This is a genomic window from Conexibacter sp. SYSU D00693 (assembly GCF_017084525.1).
Classification (GTDB): Bacteria; Actinomycetota; Thermoleophilia; order Solirubrobacterales; family Solirubrobacteraceae; genus Baekduia.
Window position 1 is genome coordinate 2,795,391 of sequence record NZ_CP070950.1, and the last position, 17,973, is coordinate 2,813,363.

The 17,973-nt window shown below is 76.2% G+C and carries 20 protein-coding genes; 14 read left to right on the plus strand and 6 right to left on the minus strand.

Annotation, left to right across the window (positions count from 1 at the left end):
* The first annotated feature begins 90 nt into the window (after positions 1 to 90).
* A complete protein-coding gene (locus tag JUB12_RS13835) occupies positions 91 to 828 on the plus strand; it encodes a phosphatase PAP2 family protein (protein ID WP_205696004.1) in 738 nt (245 codons plus the stop codon).
* Here JUB12_RS13835 and JUB12_RS13840 read toward each other — a convergent pair.
* The 3 genes from JUB12_RS13840 to JUB12_RS13850 are packed head-to-tail and all read right to left on the minus strand — an operon-like array spanning position 746 to position 3,128.
* Positions 746 to 1,591 carry a RimK family alpha-L-glutamate ligase gene (locus JUB12_RS13840; RefSeq protein WP_205696005.1) on the minus strand — a complete coding sequence of 282 codons (846 nt, stop codon included), beginning with the start codon at positions 1,589 to 1,591 and terminating at the stop codon, positions 746 to 748. The genes JUB12_RS13835 and JUB12_RS13840 overlap by 83 nt on opposite strands.
* Positions 1,570 to 2,232 (minus strand): DNA lyase, encoded by a 663-nt coding sequence (gene nth, locus JUB12_RS13845; protein ID WP_241004268.1) that lies wholly within the window; start codon positions 2,230 to 2,232, stop codon positions 1,570 to 1,572. Before nth ends, JUB12_RS13840 begins: the two co-directional genes overlap by 22 nt.
* Positions 2,229 to 3,128, minus strand: coding sequence for a carbohydrate kinase family protein (locus JUB12_RS13850; RefSeq protein ID WP_205696006.1), 900 nt, complete (start codon positions 3,126 to 3,128; stop codon positions 2,229 to 2,231). Before JUB12_RS13850 ends, nth begins: the two co-directional genes overlap by 4 nt.
* 29 nt (positions 3,129 to 3,157) lie before the next feature.
* Here JUB12_RS13850 and JUB12_RS13855 point away from each other — a divergent pair, with 29 nt between their 5' ends.
* The 6 genes from JUB12_RS13855 to JUB12_RS13880 all read left to right on the plus strand — a co-directional run bounded on the left by JUB12_RS13855 (position 3,158) and on the right by JUB12_RS13880 (position 9,198).
* Positions 3,158 to 3,976: an alpha/beta fold hydrolase gene (locus tag JUB12_RS13855; RefSeq protein ID WP_205696007.1), complete on the plus strand. Its 819-nt coding sequence runs from the start codon at positions 3,158 to 3,160 to the stop codon at positions 3,974 to 3,976.
* A 54-nt stretch (positions 3,977 to 4,030) separates the two neighbouring features.
* On the plus strand, positions 4,031 to 4,456 hold the full coding sequence (locus JUB12_RS13860) for a CAP domain-containing protein (protein WP_205696008.1): 426 nt from the start codon (positions 4,031 to 4,033) through the stop codon (positions 4,454 to 4,456).
* Positions 4,457 to 4,467: 11 nt separating this feature from the next.
* Positions 4,468 to 6,030: a hypothetical protein gene (locus JUB12_RS13865; RefSeq protein WP_205696009.1), complete on the plus strand. Its 1,563-nt coding sequence runs from the start codon at positions 4,468 to 4,470 to the stop codon at positions 6,028 to 6,030.
* Between the two features lie 55 nt (positions 6,031 to 6,085).
* The gene (locus JUB12_RS13870) at positions 6,086 to 7,690 is read left to right on the plus strand and encodes a hypothetical protein (RefSeq protein ID WP_205696010.1); all 1,605 of its coding nucleotides are present in this window, start codon (positions 6,086 to 6,088) and stop codon (positions 7,688 to 7,690) included.
* A gap of 76 nt (positions 7,691 to 7,766) precedes the next feature.
* The gene (locus JUB12_RS13875; protein WP_205696011.1) at positions 7,767 to 8,534 is read left to right on the plus strand and encodes a phosphatase PAP2 family protein; all 768 of its coding nucleotides are present in this window, start codon (positions 7,767 to 7,769) and stop codon (positions 8,532 to 8,534) included.
* Between the two features lie 22 nt (positions 8,535 to 8,556).
* Positions 8,557 to 9,198, plus strand: a complete 642-nt coding sequence (locus JUB12_RS13880) for a CDP-alcohol phosphatidyltransferase family protein (RefSeq protein WP_205696012.1) — start codon at positions 8,557 to 8,559, stop codon at positions 9,196 to 9,198.
* Position 9,199: 1 nt separating this feature from the next.
* Here the strand turns inward: JUB12_RS13880 and JUB12_RS13885 are convergent, their stop codons facing one another.
* Complete coding sequence (locus tag JUB12_RS13885; RefSeq protein WP_205696013.1) at positions 9,200 to 9,349, minus strand: hypothetical protein; 150 nt, start codon at positions 9,347 to 9,349, stop codon at positions 9,200 to 9,202.
* Positions 9,350 to 9,467: 118 nt separating this feature from the next.
* Here JUB12_RS13885 and JUB12_RS13890 point away from each other — a divergent pair, with 118 nt between their 5' ends.
* From JUB12_RS13890 to JUB12_RS13900, 3 genes are read left to right on the plus strand one after another with little or no spacing between them, the layout of a single operon-like run.
* Complete coding sequence (locus JUB12_RS13890) at positions 9,468 to 11,339, plus strand: glycosyltransferase (protein ID WP_205696014.1); 1,872 nt, start codon at positions 9,468 to 9,470, stop codon at positions 11,337 to 11,339.
* Positions 11,340 to 11,383: 44 nt separating this feature from the next.
* A complete protein-coding gene (locus tag JUB12_RS13895; protein ID WP_241004269.1) occupies positions 11,384 to 11,989 on the plus strand; it encodes a uracil-DNA glycosylase family protein in 606 nt (201 codons plus the stop codon).
* Positions 11,962 to 12,711, plus strand: coding sequence for a hypothetical protein (locus JUB12_RS13900; RefSeq protein ID WP_205696016.1), 750 nt, complete (start codon positions 11,962 to 11,964; stop codon positions 12,709 to 12,711). The genes JUB12_RS13895 and JUB12_RS13900 overlap by 28 nt, the downstream gene beginning before the upstream one ends.
* Before the next feature lie 3 nt (positions 12,712 to 12,714).
* On the opposite strand, the gene JUB12_RS13905 is transcribed toward JUB12_RS13900, so the two are convergent.
* Positions 12,715 to 13,656: an alcohol dehydrogenase catalytic domain-containing protein gene (locus JUB12_RS13905; protein ID WP_205696017.1), complete on the minus strand. Its 942-nt coding sequence runs from the start codon at positions 13,654 to 13,656 to the stop codon at positions 12,715 to 12,717.
* Positions 13,657 to 13,718: 62 nt separating this feature from the next.
* Between JUB12_RS13905 and JUB12_RS13910 the strand changes: the two genes are divergently transcribed.
* The 3 genes from JUB12_RS13910 (at position 13,719) to JUB12_RS13920 (ending at position 15,853) form a co-directional block, all read left to right on the plus strand.
* Entirely contained in the window at positions 13,719 to 13,931 is a 213-nt protein-coding gene (locus tag JUB12_RS13910) for a DUF2945 domain-containing protein (RefSeq protein ID WP_205696018.1), read from the plus strand.
* A complete protein-coding gene (locus JUB12_RS13915; protein WP_205696019.1) occupies positions 13,928 to 14,275 on the plus strand; it encodes a DUF3140 domain-containing protein in 348 nt (115 codons plus the stop codon). Before JUB12_RS13910 ends, JUB12_RS13915 begins: the two co-directional genes overlap by 4 nt.
* A gap of 138 nt (positions 14,276 to 14,413) precedes the next feature.
* Positions 14,414 to 15,853: a DHA2 family efflux MFS transporter permease subunit gene (locus JUB12_RS13920; RefSeq protein WP_205696020.1), complete on the plus strand. Its 1,440-nt coding sequence runs from the start codon at positions 14,414 to 14,416 to the stop codon at positions 15,851 to 15,853.
* On the opposite strand, the gene JUB12_RS13925 is transcribed toward JUB12_RS13920, so the two are convergent.
* Positions 15,850 to 16,551, minus strand: a complete 702-nt coding sequence (locus tag JUB12_RS13925; RefSeq protein ID WP_205696021.1) for an FkbM family methyltransferase — start codon at positions 16,549 to 16,551, stop codon at positions 15,850 to 15,852. The genes JUB12_RS13920 and JUB12_RS13925 overlap by 4 nt on opposite strands.
* Positions 16,552 to 16,611: 60 nt before the next feature.
* On the opposite strand from JUB12_RS13925, the gene JUB12_RS13930 reads away from it, so the two are divergent.
* Positions 16,612 to 17,961 carry a PD40 domain-containing protein gene (locus JUB12_RS13930; RefSeq protein ID WP_205696022.1) on the plus strand — a complete coding sequence of 450 codons (1,350 nt, stop codon included), beginning with the start codon at positions 16,612 to 16,614 and terminating at the stop codon, positions 17,959 to 17,961.
* Positions 17,962 to 17,973: the final 12 nt, after the last annotated feature.

Below are 17,973 nucleotides of genomic sequence, written 5' to 3' on the forward strand. Positions count from 1 at the left end.
CCCACCACCGACCGGAGCGCCACCGCGCCAGCGCGGGGTGGAAGGTGCCTGGCACCTTTCATGCGGGGCGCCTCGGGTACCGGCGCCGCCGTGGCCTTCCTGCGCGCGACGACCGCCTCGTTCTGGCCCGTGGCGCTCGCGCTGGCGCTGAACCCCGTGGTGGCGCTGGTGGCCCGGACGACGGACCCGCAGCCGGCCATCGACCGCGGGGCGCAGCTCGCGGACGCCGAGCGCGCGCTGGGACTCCTCGTGGAGCCCGACCTCGCGGGGTGGCTGGCGTCGCACCCGACCCTGCTGGGGATCGCGTCGGGCGTGTACCTCCTGGCGCATGTGCCGGCGGCCGTCGGCGCGCTGGTGTGGCTGCGCCTCGAGCGCCCGCACGCGTTCGCCGCCGCGCGGGCGACGTTCGTGGGCGTGCAGCTCGTCCTCGTCGCGGGCTACCTCGCGCTGCCGACCGCGCCGCCGCGGCTGCTGCCGGGGCTCGGCCTCGACGACAGCCTCCAGGCGACGGTCGGCACGTCCGGGACCGGGATCGCCTACCTCCTGCAGAGCCCCTACGCGGCGCTGCCCTCGGGCCACGTCGCGTGGGCGCTGCTCGCGGGCGTCCTGGTGTGGCGCCACGCGCGGCCGCCCGTCGTGCGCGCGCTGGCGCTCGCCTACCCCGTGGTCGTCGTGGCGCTGGTCCTCGCGACGGGCCACCACCTGTGGCTCGACGCGATCGCCGCCGTGGCGGTGGTCGTCGTGGTCAGCGCAGCCGTGCGCGCACCGCTGCCGCGAAGCGCTCCGCGGCCCCGGGCGCCAGCCCCAGGAACAGCGACGGCTCGGTGAGCTCGAGCTCGAGGAGCAGCGGGCGGCCGTCGTCGCCCTCGACGAGGTCGACGCGCGCGTACAGCCACCCGGCGGGCGCGGCGGCGAGGACCGCGCCGGCCACCTCGCGCTCGGCCGCCGTCGCCTCGCGGGCGGCCATCTCCTCGGACGCGTAGTCGTCGCTGGTCGGCTCGGCGCCCGGCTTGAGGATCGCCGCCTTCGTCACCGCGTGCGAGAACGCGCCGTCGAAGAACAGCAGCGCGGTCTCGCCGCGGGCGTCGACCGAGGCGACGTAGGGCTGGACCATCGCGGTGCGCCCCGATCCGTGGATCTCGGCGACCAGCGCCCGGGCGCGGTCCTCCTCACCCGGCGAGAAGCGCGCGGTGTGGCGCGAGCCGGCGGAGACCGTCGGCTTCACGACGACCTCGCGCTCGAGGTCGGCCAGCGGCTCGCCCGGCGCCAGGAAGGCGGTCTCGACGGCATGGGGCAGCTCGGCGAGGTAGCGCTTGTCGGTGTTCCAGCGCACGACGCCGGGCGGGTTGAGCAGCCGGTCGCCGAGGCGGTCGACCCAGGCCAGGAAGGCGTCCCGGCGCTCCTGGTAGTCCCACGTCGAGCGCAGGACCACGAGGTCGAAGGCGTCCCAGTCGACGGCGGGGTCGTCCCACACCGCCCAGGTCGCGTCGCCGATGAGCCCGGGCAGCGGCGCGTCGTCCTCGTCGCCCTGCGGCATCGCCGCGTACGTGGCCAGCGCGACGCGCGCCATCACGCCCTCCGGCTCGGGCACAGGCGCCGCAGCGCGCACGACGGGCAGGCCGGGCGCTGCGCGTGGCAGGTGCGCCGGCCATGGCGCAGGAGGTTGACGTGGAGCTCGAGCTCCGCGCCCGGCGGGGTCAGCGCGACCATCAGGTCGTGCAGCCTGTCACTCGAGCCCTTCCCGGGCAGGAGGGCCAGCCGCGCGCCGACCCGGCCGACGTGCGTGTCCACCGGCACGTCGCGCAGCCCGTAGGCGAAGACCAGGACGCACGCCGCGGTCTTGCGGCCCACGCCCGGCAGCGCGCAGAGGAAGGCCTGGGACTCGGCGACCGGGGCGTCGCGCATCCACGACAGGTCCAGGTCGCCGCACGCGCGCAGCACCTCCTGGATGCGGCGCGACTTCTGCACGTGCAGGCCGCCGGGCCGGATCGCGTCCTCGACCTCCTGCACCGGCGCGTCGCGCACCGCCTCCCACGTGGGCAGCGCGTCGCGCAGGGCGAGGAAGGCGACGTCGCGGTTGCGGTCGTTGGTCGACTGGCTGAGGATCGTGAGGACCAGCTCGCCGAGCGGGTCCTCGTGCGGCGGCGCGCACGGCACGCCGTAGACGTCCGCCAGCCGCCGGCGGATCCGGGCGACGCGGGCGCGCGAGGGCGCCGCCCACGTCGCGCTCACCCCAGCGCGCCCCAGTGCTCGGTCGTGCGCGCGGCCACGTCGACCGCGTCGCGCAGCGCCGCGGCGATCGCCGGCGCGTAGAAGCCGCTGGCCGACAGGCGGGCGAGCAGGACGCCCATGAACGCGTCGCCGGCGCCCGTGGTGTCGACGGCCCGCGCGACCCGGCCGGGGACGTCGCGGTCGAGCTTGCCTCCGCGCAGCAGCGCGCCGTCCTGCCCGAGCGTCACCACGACGTGGCGCGCCCCGCCGGCCAGCATCGCGCGGGCGGCGGCGTCCGGGTCGCGCTCGCCGGTCAGCAGGTGGGCCTCGGTCGCGTTGCACTTGACCAAGAAGGCACCCTTGACCAACGGCCGGGTCTCCTCGACGGCGCGCGCGGCGCTCGGCCACCGCGCGATGCGCAGGTTCGGGTCGAGCAGCACCGGGCGCCCGAGCTCGAGCGCCTTGGCGTGGGCGCCCAGCGTCAGCTCGCGCTCGTCCTCGCCGACCAGCGTGTTCGAGGCGAGGAACAGCGCGTCGCAGGCCTCGACGGCCTCGTCGATCCGGTCGGCCACCGAGCGGATGCCGGTGGCGATGCCCTCGCCGTAGATCGAGAACGTCGGCTGGGCCTGCTCGTCGACGGTGACGAAGGCGATCGGCGTCTGGGCCCCCTCGACGAGGCTGAACCACGTGAGGTCGACGCCCTCGCGCTCCAGGCGCTCACGCAGCCACTGGCCCCAGCCGTCGGCGCCCGCCCCGCCGGCCAGCGCGGCCCGCCCGCCGTGGCGCACGCAGGCGACCGCGACGTTCGCGGTGGCCCCGCCGTGGTGCGGGACGAAGGACGGGGCCTGGGCCAGGCCGGCCGCGGGCTCGTGGCAGACGAGGTCGACGAGGGCCTCTCCGAGGCAGAGCGTGCGCAAGGTCCCGTGAGGCTAGTGTCGCGGGCGCCATGGCGGAGGTGCGGGAGGAGCACGGCGAGGTCGGCGGCGAGCCGGCGCGGTGGTTCAGCGCGGAGGGCGACCCGGCGCGCCCGCCCGTGCTCTACGTGCACGGCGTGCCGACGAGCGGCCGGCTGTGGACGCCGTTCCTGGAGCGCACGGGCGGCCTGGCGCCCGACCTGGCCGGCTTCGGGCGCTCGACGAAGCGGGCGGACCACCCCTACGACGTCCCGTTCCTCGCCGGCTGGCTCGAGCGCTTCCTCGAGGCCCGCGGCGTGGACCGCGTCCGGCTCGTCGTGCAGGACTGGGGGGCGGGCGTCGGCCTGGCCTGGGCGCAGGAGCACCCGGAGCGCGTCGAGCGCCTCGTGGTGATGGACGCCGTCCCGCTGCTGCCGGGCTACCGCTGGCACCGGATCGCCCGGGCCTGGCGCACCCCCGTGCTCGGCGAGCTGTCGATGGGGCTGCTCGGCGGGCCGGTGCTCGGGCTGGTCACCCGCGAGTCCAACGCGACCAGGGGCCCGATGCCCCGCGCGTTCCTCGACCTCGTCAAGGAGGGCCTGGACCAGGGCACCCAGCGGGCGATCCTGCGCCTCTACCGCAGCGCCCCGCCGGACGAGCTCGCGCGGCTCGGCGAGCGCCTCGGCGCGCTGCGCTGTCCGGCGCTCGTCCTCTGGGGCGCGCAGGACCCCTACATCCCGTCGCACTTCTGCGAGGCCTACGCGAACGCCCTCGGCGGGCCGGTCGAGCACGAGGTCCTCGACGGCGCCGGGCACTGGCCGTGGTACGACCGGCCGGAGCTCGTCGACCGGGTCGCGCAGTTCCTCGTGTGACGACGGTCACACAGGGTTTCAGGATGCGCCGGCCGTGGCGACGGTGGCCCCTCGATGCCGTACGCAGACATCCCGAACCACACCAAGACCGAGCACAACATCGCCTGGGCGATCAACGCGGAGCGCCGCCGCCACGGCCTGCGCTCGCTGCGCGCCCGGCGCGGCCTGGCGAGGGTCGCCGACGGCCACTCGGCCGACCAGCTGCGCTTCGACCGGATGCAGCACGACGGCTTCGACGGCAAGACCGTGATGCAGCGCATCCGCTTCGCCGGCGGCTACAAGAACGGCGGCGAGGTCATCGCGTGGGTGCCCGACGGGCTGAGCCACGCGGGCCGCAAGGTCGTGGCCATGTGGATGGCCTCGCCCGGCCACGCCCAGCAGCTCCTGCGCGGCGACTTCCGCTTCCTCGGCGTCGGCGCGAAGTTCGGGACGCTCGGCGGCGAGCGCGGCTGGATGATCACGGCGGACTTCGGCGGCTAGCCTGCCCGGCCATGCGGCGGCCGTCAGCCCGGAGGGTGCCCGTGTGGGCGCTCGCCGCGGTCCTGGCCGCCGCGTGGCTGGCGTGGCAGCCGCCGGTCGCCGACCTGGTCGCGCAGCGGTTCCGCGCGCACCTCGTCGACCTCGAGGGACCCGCGGTCGTCTGGAACGGCTGGTGGTACGCCGGCCACCCCCTGCCGGGCTACTCGATCCTCTTCCCGCTGCTGGGCTGGGCGCTCGGGCCGTCGCTGGCCGGGGCGCTGAGCGCGGTCGGCTTCGCCGCGGCGGCCGAGCGCGCGGCCCACGCGGTCTTCGCCCCCGCCGCCGCGCGCGTCGCCGCGCTGTGGGCGGCGCTGGGCTCCGCGACGCTCCTGCTCACCGGGCGGCTGACCTTCGCCCTCGGCGCCGCGCTGGCCACCGCCGCGGTCGCCGCCGCCGCGCGCCACCGGCCACGGACCGCGGTCGTCCTCGCCGCCGCGGCCTCGCTCGGCTCACCGGTGGCCGGCGCGTTCCTCGCCATGGGCGCCCTGGCGTGGCTGCTCACGGGGGGCGGGCGGTCGGCGGTGGCGCTCGGCGTCGCAGCGGTCGCGCCGGCCGGGCTGGTGGCGCTCGCGTTCCCGGAGACGGGGACCTTCCCGTTCACCTTCTGGGCGGCGGCCCCGGCGATCGCCGGCGCCGTCCTGCTGCTGGCCGTGCTGCCGCGCGAGCGCCGGACGCTCTACGCCGCCGCGGCGCTGTACCTCGTCGTGCTCGTCGGCGCGGCCGCGGTCCCCAGCGCGCTGGGCGGCAACGCCGCACGCCTGGGCTCGCTCGTCGCGGGACCGGTCGTCGCCGGCGCCCTGTGGCCCCACCGGCGCGCGCTGGTGCTCGCGCTCGCCGCCCCGCTGCTGTGGTGGCAGTGGGGCTCGGCGGTCGACGACGTCGTCCGGGCGTCGGGGGACCCGCTGGCCGAGGCGTCGACCTACGCGCCGCTGGTCCGTGCGATCGAGGCCCGCGACGGCCGGCTCGCCGCGTACCGCGTGGAGGTCGCGTTCACCGACGACCACGCCGAGGCCCTGCACCTCGCGCGCCACGTCCCGCTCGCGCGGGGCTGGCTGCGCCAGGCCGACCGCGCGCACAACGACCTCTTCTACGACGACCGGCCGATCGGCGCCGCGGAGTACCGCCGCTGGCTCGACGCGCACGCGGTGGCGTTCGTCGTCCTGCCGCTCGGGGCGATCGACTACGCCGGCGCGCGGGAGGCCGACCTCATCCGCTCTGGCCCGGGGTACCTGCGCGAGGTGTGGCGTGACGCGCACTGGCGGCTCTTCGCCGTGCGCGACCCGGCGCCGGCGGCGACCGGCGCGGTCCGGGCGACGGAGCTCGGGGTCGACCACGTGGGGCTGCGCGCCCTCCGCCGCGGCGACGCGCTCGTGCGCGTGCGCTGGTCGCCCTACTGGCGGCTCGCGGGCGTGCCGGGCTGCGTCGCCGATGCGGGCGGCTGGACGCGCGTGCGCGTCGACCGCCCCGGCCCGGCGCGTCTCGTCATGGCCTGGTCGCCCGGCCGCGTCCGCGCGACCTCGCCGCGCTGCGGCTAGCCGGACACGACCTCTTCACCTGCCAAGCCACGCGCCGCCCGTAGCGTCGCGCTGCGTGCTGGCCCTCACCGTGCACGCGCGTCGCCGCGCTGTGCCGGCGTGGGCGCTGGCCGGTGGCTGCGCGCTGCTGTGGCTGGCGCTCGCGCCGCGCACGCCCGACCTCGCCGCACAGGTCTACCGCACGACGCTCTTCGCCAAGGAGGGCTTCGCCGTCTGGGACACGGGCTGGTACGGCGGCCACCACCTCCCGGGCTACTCGCTGCTCTTCCCCCCGCTGGCCCACCTCGTCGGGCCGCGGCCGCTCGGGGTGCTCGCCGCCGTCGCGTCGGCCGTCCTCTTCGAGCGCCTCGCCCGCCGCCACTGGGGACCGCGGGCGACGCTCGGCGTCGCCTGGTTCGCCGCGGCGACGTGCGCGGACCTGCTCATCGGCCGGCTGACCTACGCGCTGGGCGTCGCGGTGGGCCTCGGGGCGCTCGTCGCACTGCAGGCCGGGCGCTCGCGCCTGGCGACCCTGCTCGCCGCGGGCGCGTCCGCCGCCAGCCCGGTCGCGGGCCTGTTCGTCGCCCTCGCCGGCGGGACGCTCGTCGTCGCCTGCCGCGACCGCCGCGGCGCCGCGCTGGCCGCCGCCGCGCTCGGCACCATCCTCGCCCTCGCCGTCGCGTTCCCCGAGGGCGGCCGCCAGCCGTTCTCGACCGTCGCCCTGCTGCCGACCGTCGGCTTCAGCGTCGCCCTCGCGCTCCTGCTTCCCCCGCAGGAGCGGGTCCTGCGCACGGGCGCCTGGCTCTACGCGCTGGCGGCCCTCGCGGCGTTCGTCCTGCACACGCCGGTGGGTTCGAACGTGACCCGCCTGGGAGCGACGTTCGCCGGCCCGCTGCTGGCGTGCACCGCGCTCGGCGTCGCCGCCGCGTCGCCGCGCCGGCGCGCCGCGCTCCTGCTCGTCGCCGTCGGCATGGCGGGCTGGCAGTGGAAGGCCCCCGTGGTGGAGACCGCCAAGGGCGCGAGCGACCCGAGCGTGCACGCCCGCTACTACACCGGCCTGCGCGCGTTCCTCGCCGAGCGCGAGCGCCAGCTCGGCGGCCCGCTGCGCGTCGAGGTGCCGTTCACCCGCGGCCACTGGGAGGCGGTGCACCTCGCGCCGCGGTTCTCGCTGGCCCGCGGCTGGGAGACGCAGCTGGACACGGAGCGCAACGCGCTCTTCTACGCCAAGGGCAGGCGCCTCTCGGCCGGCGCCTACGAGCGCTGGCTGCGCCGCAACGCCGTCGCCGTGGTGGCCCTGCCCGATGCACCGCTGGACCCGTCGGCGCGTGCCGAGGCGCAGCTCGTCCGGCGCGGGACGCCGTACCTGCGCGAGGTCTGGCGCGACGCGCACTGGCGGGTCTTCGCGGTCCGCGGCGCCACGCCGCTGGTGGCCGGACCGGGCCGGCTGCTGGCGCTGGAGCCCGACGCGATGGCGCTGCGTGCGAGCCGGCCGGGGACGCTGCGGGTGCGCGTGCGCTGGACGCCCTACTGGACCGTCGTGCGCGGCCGCGCCTGCCTCGAGCGCACCCGAGGCGACTGGACCGCGGTCCACGCCCGCGCCGCCGGGCGCGTCGTCCTGGAGGCGCGGCTGACCGCCGAGGGCCTCGTGCGACGCCGCGGGAGCGCCTGCTCCTCGCGCTAGACGCGACACCGCGACGCAGCTCCGTGGGCGGCTGGCCGCACCTGCCCCCCGTTCACCACCCGGTAGCATCTCCGCGGTGCAGGGGCGACTCACGACAGTGCGGGCGCGGGTGCTGCCGCAGGGTCCGGTCGACCTGCTGCGCCAGATCGCGCTGCTCGCGGTCGCCTACTACGCCTACCGGCTGACCCGCGGCTACATCGACAACCCGCAGGGCGCGGCGGTCGCGTTCGAGAACGCGCGCCACCTCATCCGCATCGAGGACTCGCTGGGCCTGTTCGTCGAGCCCTCGCTCCACGAGTTCTTCCGGGACGTCGACCCGCTGAACTGGTTCGCGAACATGCTGTACATGAACGCCCAGACCACGGTGGTCCTGACGGCGCTCTTCTGGATGTACTGGGTGCACAACGAGCGCTTCTACTTCGTGCGCAACATGTTCGTGGTCTCGTTCGTGATCGCGCTCGTGGGCTACATGGTCTTCCCGACCGCGCCCCCGCGGTTCTTCGGCGAGTACGGCTTCGAGGACACCGTCTCGAACTTCGCCGGGGTCGAGCCCAAGGACTCGGTGAACGCGCTCTTCAACCCGTACGCCGCGGTGCCGTCGATGCACTGCGCGTTCGCGCTGATGATCGGCATCCCGCTCATGCGCCTCTCGCGCCATCGCGTGACGCGCGTGCTGTGGGCGGTCTACCCCGCCGTGATGATGTGGTGCGTCGTGGTCACGGCGAACCACTGGTGGCTGGACGCGGCCCTCGGGGCGGCGACCGCGGCCGCGTCGGCCTATGCTGCCGCGTGGCTCGCTCGGGCCCGGCCCGCCGCTTGGGCGTTCAGCCCGGCGCAGGCCTAGTCCGCCGGCAGCCCCCACCCGCATGGCCACCTCCCCCTCCCCAGGCAGCGGCCGACGTGCGCCGCTCTCCGGCGCCGAGCGCCGCGAGCTCTACCGCAACCGGCTCATCGAGTCGCGCCTCACGCCCAACGCGATCTCGCTCACGGGCCTGGCGCTGCACGTCGTCGCCGCCGTCCTGCTCCTGCAGGAGTGGTGGATCGTCGGCGGCCTCGCGTTCATCGTCGGCTCGGTGTGCGACACGCTCGACGGCCGCTACTCGCGGATGTCGGGCAAGGGCACGGCCTTCGGCGCCTTCCTGGACTCGACGCTGGACCGCATCGAGGAGTCGATCATCCTCTGCGTCGTCGCCGCGCACTACGCCGACGAGGCCGACCAGGCGGCGGTGCTGGGCTGCGCGATCGCGATCGCCGGGTCACTGCTGGTCTCCTACACGCGGGCCCGGGCCGAGGCGCTGGGCGTCGAGTGCAAGGTGGGCTTCGCCAACCGCGCGGTGCGCGTCGTGATCCTCAGCGCGGGCCTGCTGCTCGCCGAGGGCTCGATCATCCCGGACGTCGACGCGCTGGCGCCCGCGGTCTACGTGCTGGCGGCGATGAGCGTCGTCACCGTCCTCCAGCGGATCATGCACGTGCGCCGGCAGCTGCTGGCGCCGCCGCCGGCCGCCTGAGCTAGCGCGAGACGGCGCGGCGCGACGCCGAAGCGCCCTTGCGGCGCTGGCTGCCGCGACACAGGAGGCTGGCCCGCACGAGCTCCGTCTGGCGCCGGTGGGCGTCGGTCGCGGACGTGGCCTGGACGACGAGCTGGCGGACGGTGGTCATGGTGCGATGGTGCTCCTGACGAGGGCCGGACGGGCTGCGGCGCCCACCCCTCTTCGGGTGCGGGTGCCTCCACCCGGGTGATCGGCGGGCACGGCCCTCCGGTTGAGGCCCGCCTAGCATGTGCGCTGTGGAGGCCCTGTCGATCGCGCACGTCTCCCCGTTCACCTGGGAGGAGCGCCACGAGGTCGGCACGTACGTGCGCGAGGTCACGGCCCGCCTGGCGGCCCGCGGCCACCAGGTGACGGTCCTCGCCCCGTCGCGCGACGGCGCGGCGGTCAAGGAGGTCCGCGCCGCGGTCCGGGCCGGGCGCTTCGAGGCGCTCGCCGGGCGGCCGTTCCTGCCGGTGAGCGAGGCGCTCGAGGTGCCCGTCGCCTCCCGCACGCGCGCAGCGTTGCCCGTCGACGCCGCCCGGACCATCGAGGAGCTGCTCACGGCCCTGCCGCTCGACGTCGTCCACGTGCACGAGCCCTTCGCGCCCTCGGTCTCGTCGACCGCGCTGCGCAACTCGCGCGCGCTGACCGTCGGCACGTTCCACGCGCCCGCCGAGCGCCTCGTCGCCACCCAGGTGGCCCGCAAGCTCACGAAGCTCGTCTTCGGCCGGCTCGACGCGCGCCACGCCGCCTTCGGCGCCACCGCCCAGCTGCTCGAGCGCTTCTTCGGCGGCCACTACGCCGTGGTCGGGCCGGGCACCGACGCGCCCGCCTCGCGCCTGCATCCCGACGACGGCCCGCTGCGCCTGGCCTTCGTCGACGGCGAGGAGCGCGCGGCGCTGCGGACGTTCCTGCGCGCGCTGCGCCGGCTGCCGCGCGAGCTGGACTTCACCGCCACCGTCGTGAGCCCGCGGGGCCCGTCGACCTCCACGCCGCTGCGCGCCGACCTGCGCGAGCGCGTGACCTTCGCGGAGGACGGCGAGCAGGAGGCGCTCGAGGGCGCCGACGTCGTCGTCCTGGCCTCCGACGGCGACCGTCCGGCCCCGGCGCTGCTGCTGCGCGCCCTGGCGGCGGGCGCGGTCCCCGTCGCCTCGCGCCTGCCGGTCTACGAGGAGCTCGCCCAGGACGCCGGCCTGCTCTTCGAGCCCCGCGACAGCGAGACGCTCGCCGCGCAGCTCGCGCGGCTGGCCGACCCCGACCTGCGCGCCGCGCGGCGCGCCGCCGCCCCGCCGCCGCGCTCGTGGGACGACGTGTGCGACGACGTCGAGGCCTCCTACGCCGCGCTCGTCGCCCGCCGCCACGACGCCGAGGGCGACGGCCGCCTCTGGCAGTCGCTCGCGCCCCGGCGGACGATCGACGTCGACCTGCACATGCACACCGACCACAGCCCGGACTGCGCCACGCCGGTCGAGCACCTGCTCGCCACGGCGCGCGACCAGGGGCTGGGGGCGATCGCGGTGACCGACCACAACGAGGTCTCCGGGGCGTTCGAGGCGCTCGAGAAGGCCGAGGCCTACGGCGTGAAGGTCATCGTCGGCGAGGAGGTCAAGACCGCCACGCAGGGCGAGGTCATCGGGCTCTTCCTGCAGGAGAAGATCCCGCGCGGGCTGTCGCTGCGCGAGACGGTCGACGCGATCCGCGCCCAGGGCGGCCTGGTCTACGTCCCGCACCCGTTCGACCGCATGCACGCGGTCCCGGACTACGAGCACCTGCAGACGATCCTCGACGACGTCGACGCGATCGAGGTCTACAACCCGCGCGTGGCGATCGGCTCGTTCAACGAGGAGGCCGAGCGCTTCGCGGCCAAGTACCGGATCGTGCGCGGGGCCGGGTCGGACTCCCACGTGGCCGCCGGCCTCGGCACGGTGCGGGTGCGCATGCGCGACTTCGACGGGCCCGAGGAGTTCCTCGAGTCCCTGCGCCACGCGGAGATCATCACCAAGTCGGGGACGCTGCTCTACGTGCAGGCCCTGAAGTTCCTCGAGACGAAGGCGACCCCGCCCGCGGCCCGGCGCGCCCGGCGCGAGCGGCGGGTGCGGCGGGCGACCCGCAACGGCTGATGCAGGCGGAGGGGCGCTCGGAGCGGACGTCGAACCCCTCGTCGGTGCCCGCGACCGACGACGAGATCCGCGAGAAGTACCTCGAGCGGGCCATCCGTGAGCTCAACGCGCTGACGCGCGAGCTGCAGGAGTGCCGCGCGTGCCCGCGCGGGAGCCTGATGCCGGTGCTCGGCTCGGGCCACCCCCAGGCCGACGTCTTCCTGCTCAAGCACGCGCCGCAGCCCTCGGAGGTCGAGGAGGGCGTCGCGTTCTACGGCCGGGCGGGGACCGCGCTCATGAAGTCGCTCAAGCGGCTGGGCATCGACCCGCTCGCGGTCTACGGGACGCTGTGCGCGAAGTGCCCGGTGGGCGACCCGTCGCTGGCCGACGACGGGTGCGTGCGCCGCGTGGCCGACGAGCTCGCGATCGTGCAGCCGAAGGTCGTCGTCGTGATGGGCGAGGACGCGCTCGCCGTCCTCAACGACCTCGACGTCCCGCTCTCGCGCGAGGTCGCCCCGACGCCCGGCGTCATCCAGGGCTTCACGCCGTCGATCGACGCGATCTGGACGCCGGACATCGACGCGTCGCTGGACGAGGAGTCGGCCAAGCGGGCGTTCTGGTCGGCCTTCCGGGTGCTCGGCGCGTGGTACGACGAGCTTCCCCCGTACTGAGCGCCCGCGCCGCCGCGCTCCTGCTGGCCGCGCTGCTCGTCGCCGCGCAGGCCTACGTCCTGCTGGCCGGGGACCTGCCCGACGTCGGCAGCGCGTCGGACACCGCCATGGCGGGCGGTTGGGGCGGCGTGCTGGCCGTCGTCGTCGGCGTGGCCGCGGTCGCGCCCCTGGGCGACGAGCCGCCGCTGCTCGTCCTCGCCGGCCTCGGGACGCTGCTGCTCGTCGGGATGCTGGCGGTCGCCGACGCCGGCTCGGGCGCGACCGTGGTCGAGGCCATGGGCTGGGGCGCGGTGGGCGCGCTGTTCGCCATCGCGACCCAGACGCCGGCGCTCGTGGTCGCGCTACCGGTCTTCGTCGCCGCGGTGGACCTCGGGTCGGGCCTGGTCGGCGGCGGCGGGCCGTCGGGCCTGCTGCTGACGGGCGACCCCCAGACGGGCGACGTCCTGTCGCTCACGCTGCCGGGCTGGGACGGGGCGCCGGCGCCCGCGCGCCTGGGGATCACCGACGCGGCCTTCCTCGGCGTCTTCCTCACCTACGCGCGGCGCTTCGACCTGCGGCCCGTCTTCGTGGCGGCGGCCAGCGCGACGTGGCTGGCCGCGGTCTTCACGCTCGAGCTGCGCGAGGACGTCGTCGTGCCGACCGTGCCGGTCCTGGCGGGCGTCTTCCTCGGCTGCAACCTGGACCGCCTGCCGCGGGTGGTGCGCGCGGCGCGCACCGCCTGAGCCTCAGAGCTCGAGGACGACCTTGCCGAGCTTGCCCCCGGCGGTGAAGCGCTCGTAGGCGCCGGCGACGTCGTCGAGCCGGTGCGTCGCCGCGACGGGCACCCGCAGGCGACCGCCGGCGACGTGCGGGAGGACGTGGCGCTCCATGGCGCGGGCGGTCAGCGCCTTCTCCTCCAGCGGCCGGGCGCGGAGGGTCGAGGCGCGCAGGACGCCGCGCTTGCCCATCAGGGCGACGAGGTTGACCTCGGCGCGGAAGCCGGCGCCGATGCCGATCACGACGATCCGCCCGCCGGTGGCCAGCGCCTTGACGTCGCCCGGGACGTTCGGCGCCCCGATGAGCTCGAGGACGACGTCGAACGGCCCGTGCTCCTCGAAGCCCTCCGGGTCCAGGACGTCGTGGGCGCCGAGCTCGCGGACGGCGTCGCGCAGGTCCGGGTTGCGGACCGTCGCGGTCACCTGGGCGCCGGCCGCGGCGCCGAGCTGGACGGCCGCGGTCCCGACGCCGCCGGCCGCGCCGTGCACGAGCAGGCGGTCGCCCGCCCGCAGGTCGCCCTGCGTGAAGAGCGCGTCGTGGGCGGTGGTGAAGACCTCCGGCAGGCCGCCCGCCGCGGGCCAGTCGACCCCGTCGGGCACCGGCATGAGCTGGCGCTCGTGGACGGTCGCGAGCTCGGCCTGCCCGCCGCCGCCGACGATCGCCATCACGCGGTCGCCCTCGCGGAAGCGCCGCGCGCCGGCACCGAGGCCGGCGACCTCGCCCGCGAGCTCCAGCCCGGGGATGTCCTGCGGCGAGCCGGGCGGCGCCGGGTAGGCGCCCTTGCGCTGCAGGACGTCGGCGCCGTTGAGCCCCGCCGCCTTGACGCGGACGAGGACCTCGCCCGCCCCGGGCTCGGGGTCCGGGTGCTCTTCGACGACGACCTCGCCGTCGCGGATCGTGGCGGCGCGCATGGGCGCGGACCCTACCCAGCAGGTGGGCGCCCGCACGCTCCGTCGCCGGGCAGGCCCGGCGCATGAGCGAGTTCAAGAAGGGCGACAGGGTCACGTGGAAGTCCCACGGCGGCGAGGCCGTCGGCAAGGTCGAGCGCAAGATCACGTCGGAGACCGAGGCCGGCGGGCGCAAGGTCAAGGCCTCCGAGGACGAGCCGCAGTACCTCGTCAGGAGCGACAAGAGCGGCGGGACGGCCGTCCACAAGCCCGGCGCGCTGAAGAAGGCCGGGCGATGACGGCGAAGACCGACCACGCCACGGAGGTCCGCCGCGAGTTCGAGGACGTCGTGAACCTCGCGCCCAAGGAGCTCGAGGCCTGGCTCGAGACCGACGAGTCGCGGTCCGTCGGCTGGGGCAAGGACGACGGCGGCGAGTCCGTCGGCCACGAGATGGGCCGGCGCATCGTCGAGCTGCGGCGCACGACCAAGGACGACCTGACCGACGACGACCTCGCCGCGATGCGCAAGGTCGTCGGCTACGTCAGGCGCCACCTGGCCCAGGGCGGCCCCGAGGAGGACGTCGAGCACTCCCGGTGGCGCGCCAGCCTCATGAACTGGGGCCACGACCCGCTGCGGAAGTAGCCCCTCTGCAGCCCTTTGCGAAGAAGGGGACAGTCCCCTTCTTCGCAGCGCCCCCGGATCCGGGGGTTCCCTAGTGCACGACTGAGGTGCGGTCACCCACCCTTCTGGGGCCGAACGGTCGCTGGCACCGTCGTCGGCATGTCCGGTCCCGCCAGCCGCATGAGCCGCGAGTGGAAGGTGCTCCTCGTCACGAGCGTGGGCGTCTTCATGGCGCTGCTCGACGTGACGATCGTCAACGTCGCCTTCCCCGACATCGAGGCGACGTTCCGCGACACCCCGCTGACCGACCTCTCGTGGGTGCTCAACGCCTACAACGTCGTGGTCGCCGCGCTCCTCGTGCCGTTCGGGCGCCTGGCCGACCGCGTCGGCCGGCGGCGCATGTTCTACGTCGGCTTCTGGACCTTCCTGGCCGGGTCGCTGGCCTCGGGCGCCGCCCCGAGCGCCGAGGTGCTCATCGCCGCCCGGGTCCTGCAGGCCGTCGGCGCCGCCGCGCTCATCCCGTCGTCGCTGGGCCTCGTGCTGCCGGAGTTCGCGCCCGACAAGCGCGCCACCGCCACGAGCGTCTGGGCCGCCGTGGGCGCCGTCGCCGCGGCGACCGGCCCGTCGCTGGGCGGCGTGCTGGTCGACGCCGCCGGCTGGCGCTGGGCCTTCTACGTCAACGTGGCGTTCGTCGTCGTCCTCGTCGCCTGCCGCCGCCTGCTGCGCGAGCACCGCGACACCGAGAGCGCGCAGCGCATCGACGGCATCGGCGCCGGGCTCATCGCGACGGGCGTCGGTGCGCTGGCGCTGGGCATCGTCAAGGCCCCGGACTGGGGCTGGGGCGACACCCGCGTCGTGGCGGCCTGGGCGACGGCCGGCGTCCTGCTCGCGCTCCTCGTGCGGTGGTCGCGGCGCGTCGACGAGCCGATCCTGGAGCCCGAGCTCCTGCAGATCCGCTCGTTCGCCCTGGCCAACGGCGCCTACTTCGTCTTCTCGCTGGCGTTCTTCTCGCTGCTGCTGGCCAACGTGCTGTTCCTGACCTCGGTCTGGGGCTACACCGTGCTGGAGGCCGGCTTCGCCGTCTCGCCGGGCCCGCTGGCCGCGGCGGTCGCGGCCGGGGTCGGCGGCCGGTTGGCCGACCGGCTCGGACCGCGCCCGGTCGCGCTGGCGGGGACGCTGGTCTTCGGCGTCGCCTGCCTGCTCTACCGCGACCTGACCGGGATGGCGCCGGACTACCTCGGCCACTGGCTGCCCGCGCAGCTCGTGTCGGGCGTCGGCATCGGCCTGGTGTTCAGCGGCCTGACGACCGCGGTGGTCATGGACCTGCCGGCCGACCGCGTCGCGACGGGCACCGCCGTGGCGTCGTGCTCGCGCCAGGTCGGCGCGGTGCTCGGCATCGCCGGCCTCGTCGCGATCGTGGGGACGCCGCAGAGCCTCCAGCAGGCGGCCGAGCGCTTCGACCAGGCGTGGCTGCTCATGGCCGTCTGCGCGTTCGCGTCGATCGCCTGCGTGCTGCCGCTCGCGCGGCGCGTCACGGCCGTCGAGGTCGAGCGCGAGCGCCCGGCGGTGCGTGAGGAGGCGCTCGTCCTCGCCGGCTAGGCCGGCCGGCCCTCGGCCACGAGCCAGCGGTTCTCGGGGTTGGGACGCCCCTCCTTGAGGACCCGGCGCTGGTGCACGACGACCGGCCGGTAGCCGTGGCGCACCAGGAGCTCGCCGCACGCCTGCTCGAGGCCCGCCGAGTGCGTCTCGAGCAGGACGTGGGGCCGGCGGCGGGCCAGCAGCTCCCGGGCCCCGCGCAGGACCGCCACCTCGGCGCCCTCGACGTCGACCTTCAGCAGCCCGGGCTCGGGCAGCGCGCCGCGGGCGACGAGCCCGTCGAGCGTCGTGGCGCCGTGGGCGGGGTCGACGACGTCGGCCGCGTAGGCCTCGACGACCCGCACGTGACGGGCGAGCTCCGGGTTGCGGTCGAGGTTGCGCCGCAGCAGCGCGAGCGCCTCCGGACGGAACTCGAGCGCCGCGACCGGCGCGCGCACGAGCTTGGCCAGCGTCAGCGCGTACAGCCCCTCGCTGGCGCCGACGTCGGCGCACGGCGTCCCGGGGACCGCCAGCCGGCGCAGCCAGCGCACGAGCTCGACCTCCGCGCTGCCGAGGTGGACGTGGAGGGTCGAGTCGGGGCTCACCTCGAGGCGCACGCCCCGGGCCAGGCCCGCGGGCACCGTCCGCACCGCGCCGGGACGCAGCAGCGTCCGCCGGGCGGCGCCCGACAGCAGGCCGCGGAGCGTCTGGGGGGCCGGCATCCCCGTGGAGCATGCCGGGTGTCGCGCCTGCGGCGTCCCCTGCGTACCCTCGACGGGCGAATGCGACGGCGCGCCGCCATCCTCGGGACGGTCCTGCTCGCGGCGGCGCTGCCCGCCAGCGCCGGCGCCGCGTTCCCGGGCGCCGACGGCGCGATCGTCTTCACCAGCGCGTCCGACGGCGACGACGACCTCTACGCGATCGCCCCCGACGGCACCGGCCTGCGGCCGCTGACCGCCACCCCGGGGCGCGAGCAGCAGCCCGCGGTCTCGCCCGACGGCCGGTCGATCGCCTTCAAGACCGTCGTCAGCGGCCCCCGCGACGAGGAGAGCTGGGTGGCCGCCTTCGACGGCTCCGGCGCCCGGCAGGTGACGACGACGCCCGGCGACCTGCGCTTCAGCACGCAGCCCGCGTGGTCGGCCGACGGCCAGCGCCTGCTCGTGCGCTCCAACCGCGACGAGGGCCACTACGACGTCTGGTCGGTCCGCGTCAGCGACGGCGGCGACCCGCGCCAGCTCACCGACGACACCGCCGACGACCGCTATCCCGTCCCCTCCCCCGACGGGACGCTGATCGCCTTCCGCTCGGACCGCGCGGGCGACCCGGACGTCTGGGTCATGGACGCCGACGGCGCCAACCCGCGCAACCTCACGGCCGGCTCGGGGCGCTGGGAGTCGGCGCCGTCGTGGTCGCCCGACGGCACGCGCCTGGCCTTCGAGCGCGCCGAGCTTCCCGGCAACCCGGAGGACGACCCGGCGGTCGAGGCCTCCGGCGAGATCTGGACGATGGCCGTCGACGGCAGCGACCAGCGGCGCCTGACCACCAACGGCGCCAAGGAGGAGGGACCGGCGTGGTCGCCCGAGGGCACCCGGATCGCCTTCACCACCGAGCGCGACGACCCCGACGGCGACATCTGGGTGATGGGCGCCGACGGCAGCGACCAGCGCCCGGTGTTCGCGACGCCGGCGCTCGAGGAGTCGCCGGACTGGCAGCCGCTGCCGCGCGGTGGTCTGGGGACGCCGTCCGGGGGCGCGAGCGGCGGTGGGGCGAGCGGCGGCACCCCGGGTGGCGTCCCGCGCACCGCCGACACCGACCGCGACGGGCTGCCGGACCGCCTCGAGGACCGCGACGGCGACGGGCGCCTGGACCGCGGCGAGACCGACCCGCGGCGCAAGGACACCGACCGCGACCGCATCTGGGACGGCCGCGAGGACCGCGACCGCGACGGCCGGCGCGACCGCCGCGAGTCCGACCCTCGCAAGCGCGACACGGACCGCGACGGCCTCTGGGACGCCCGGGAGGACCGCGACCGCGACGGCCGGCGCGACCGCGGCGAGAACGACCCGACGCGGCGCGACACCGACCGCGACGGGATCCGCGACGCGCGCGACAAGCGCTCGTCCATCCGCTGAGCCCAGGCATCA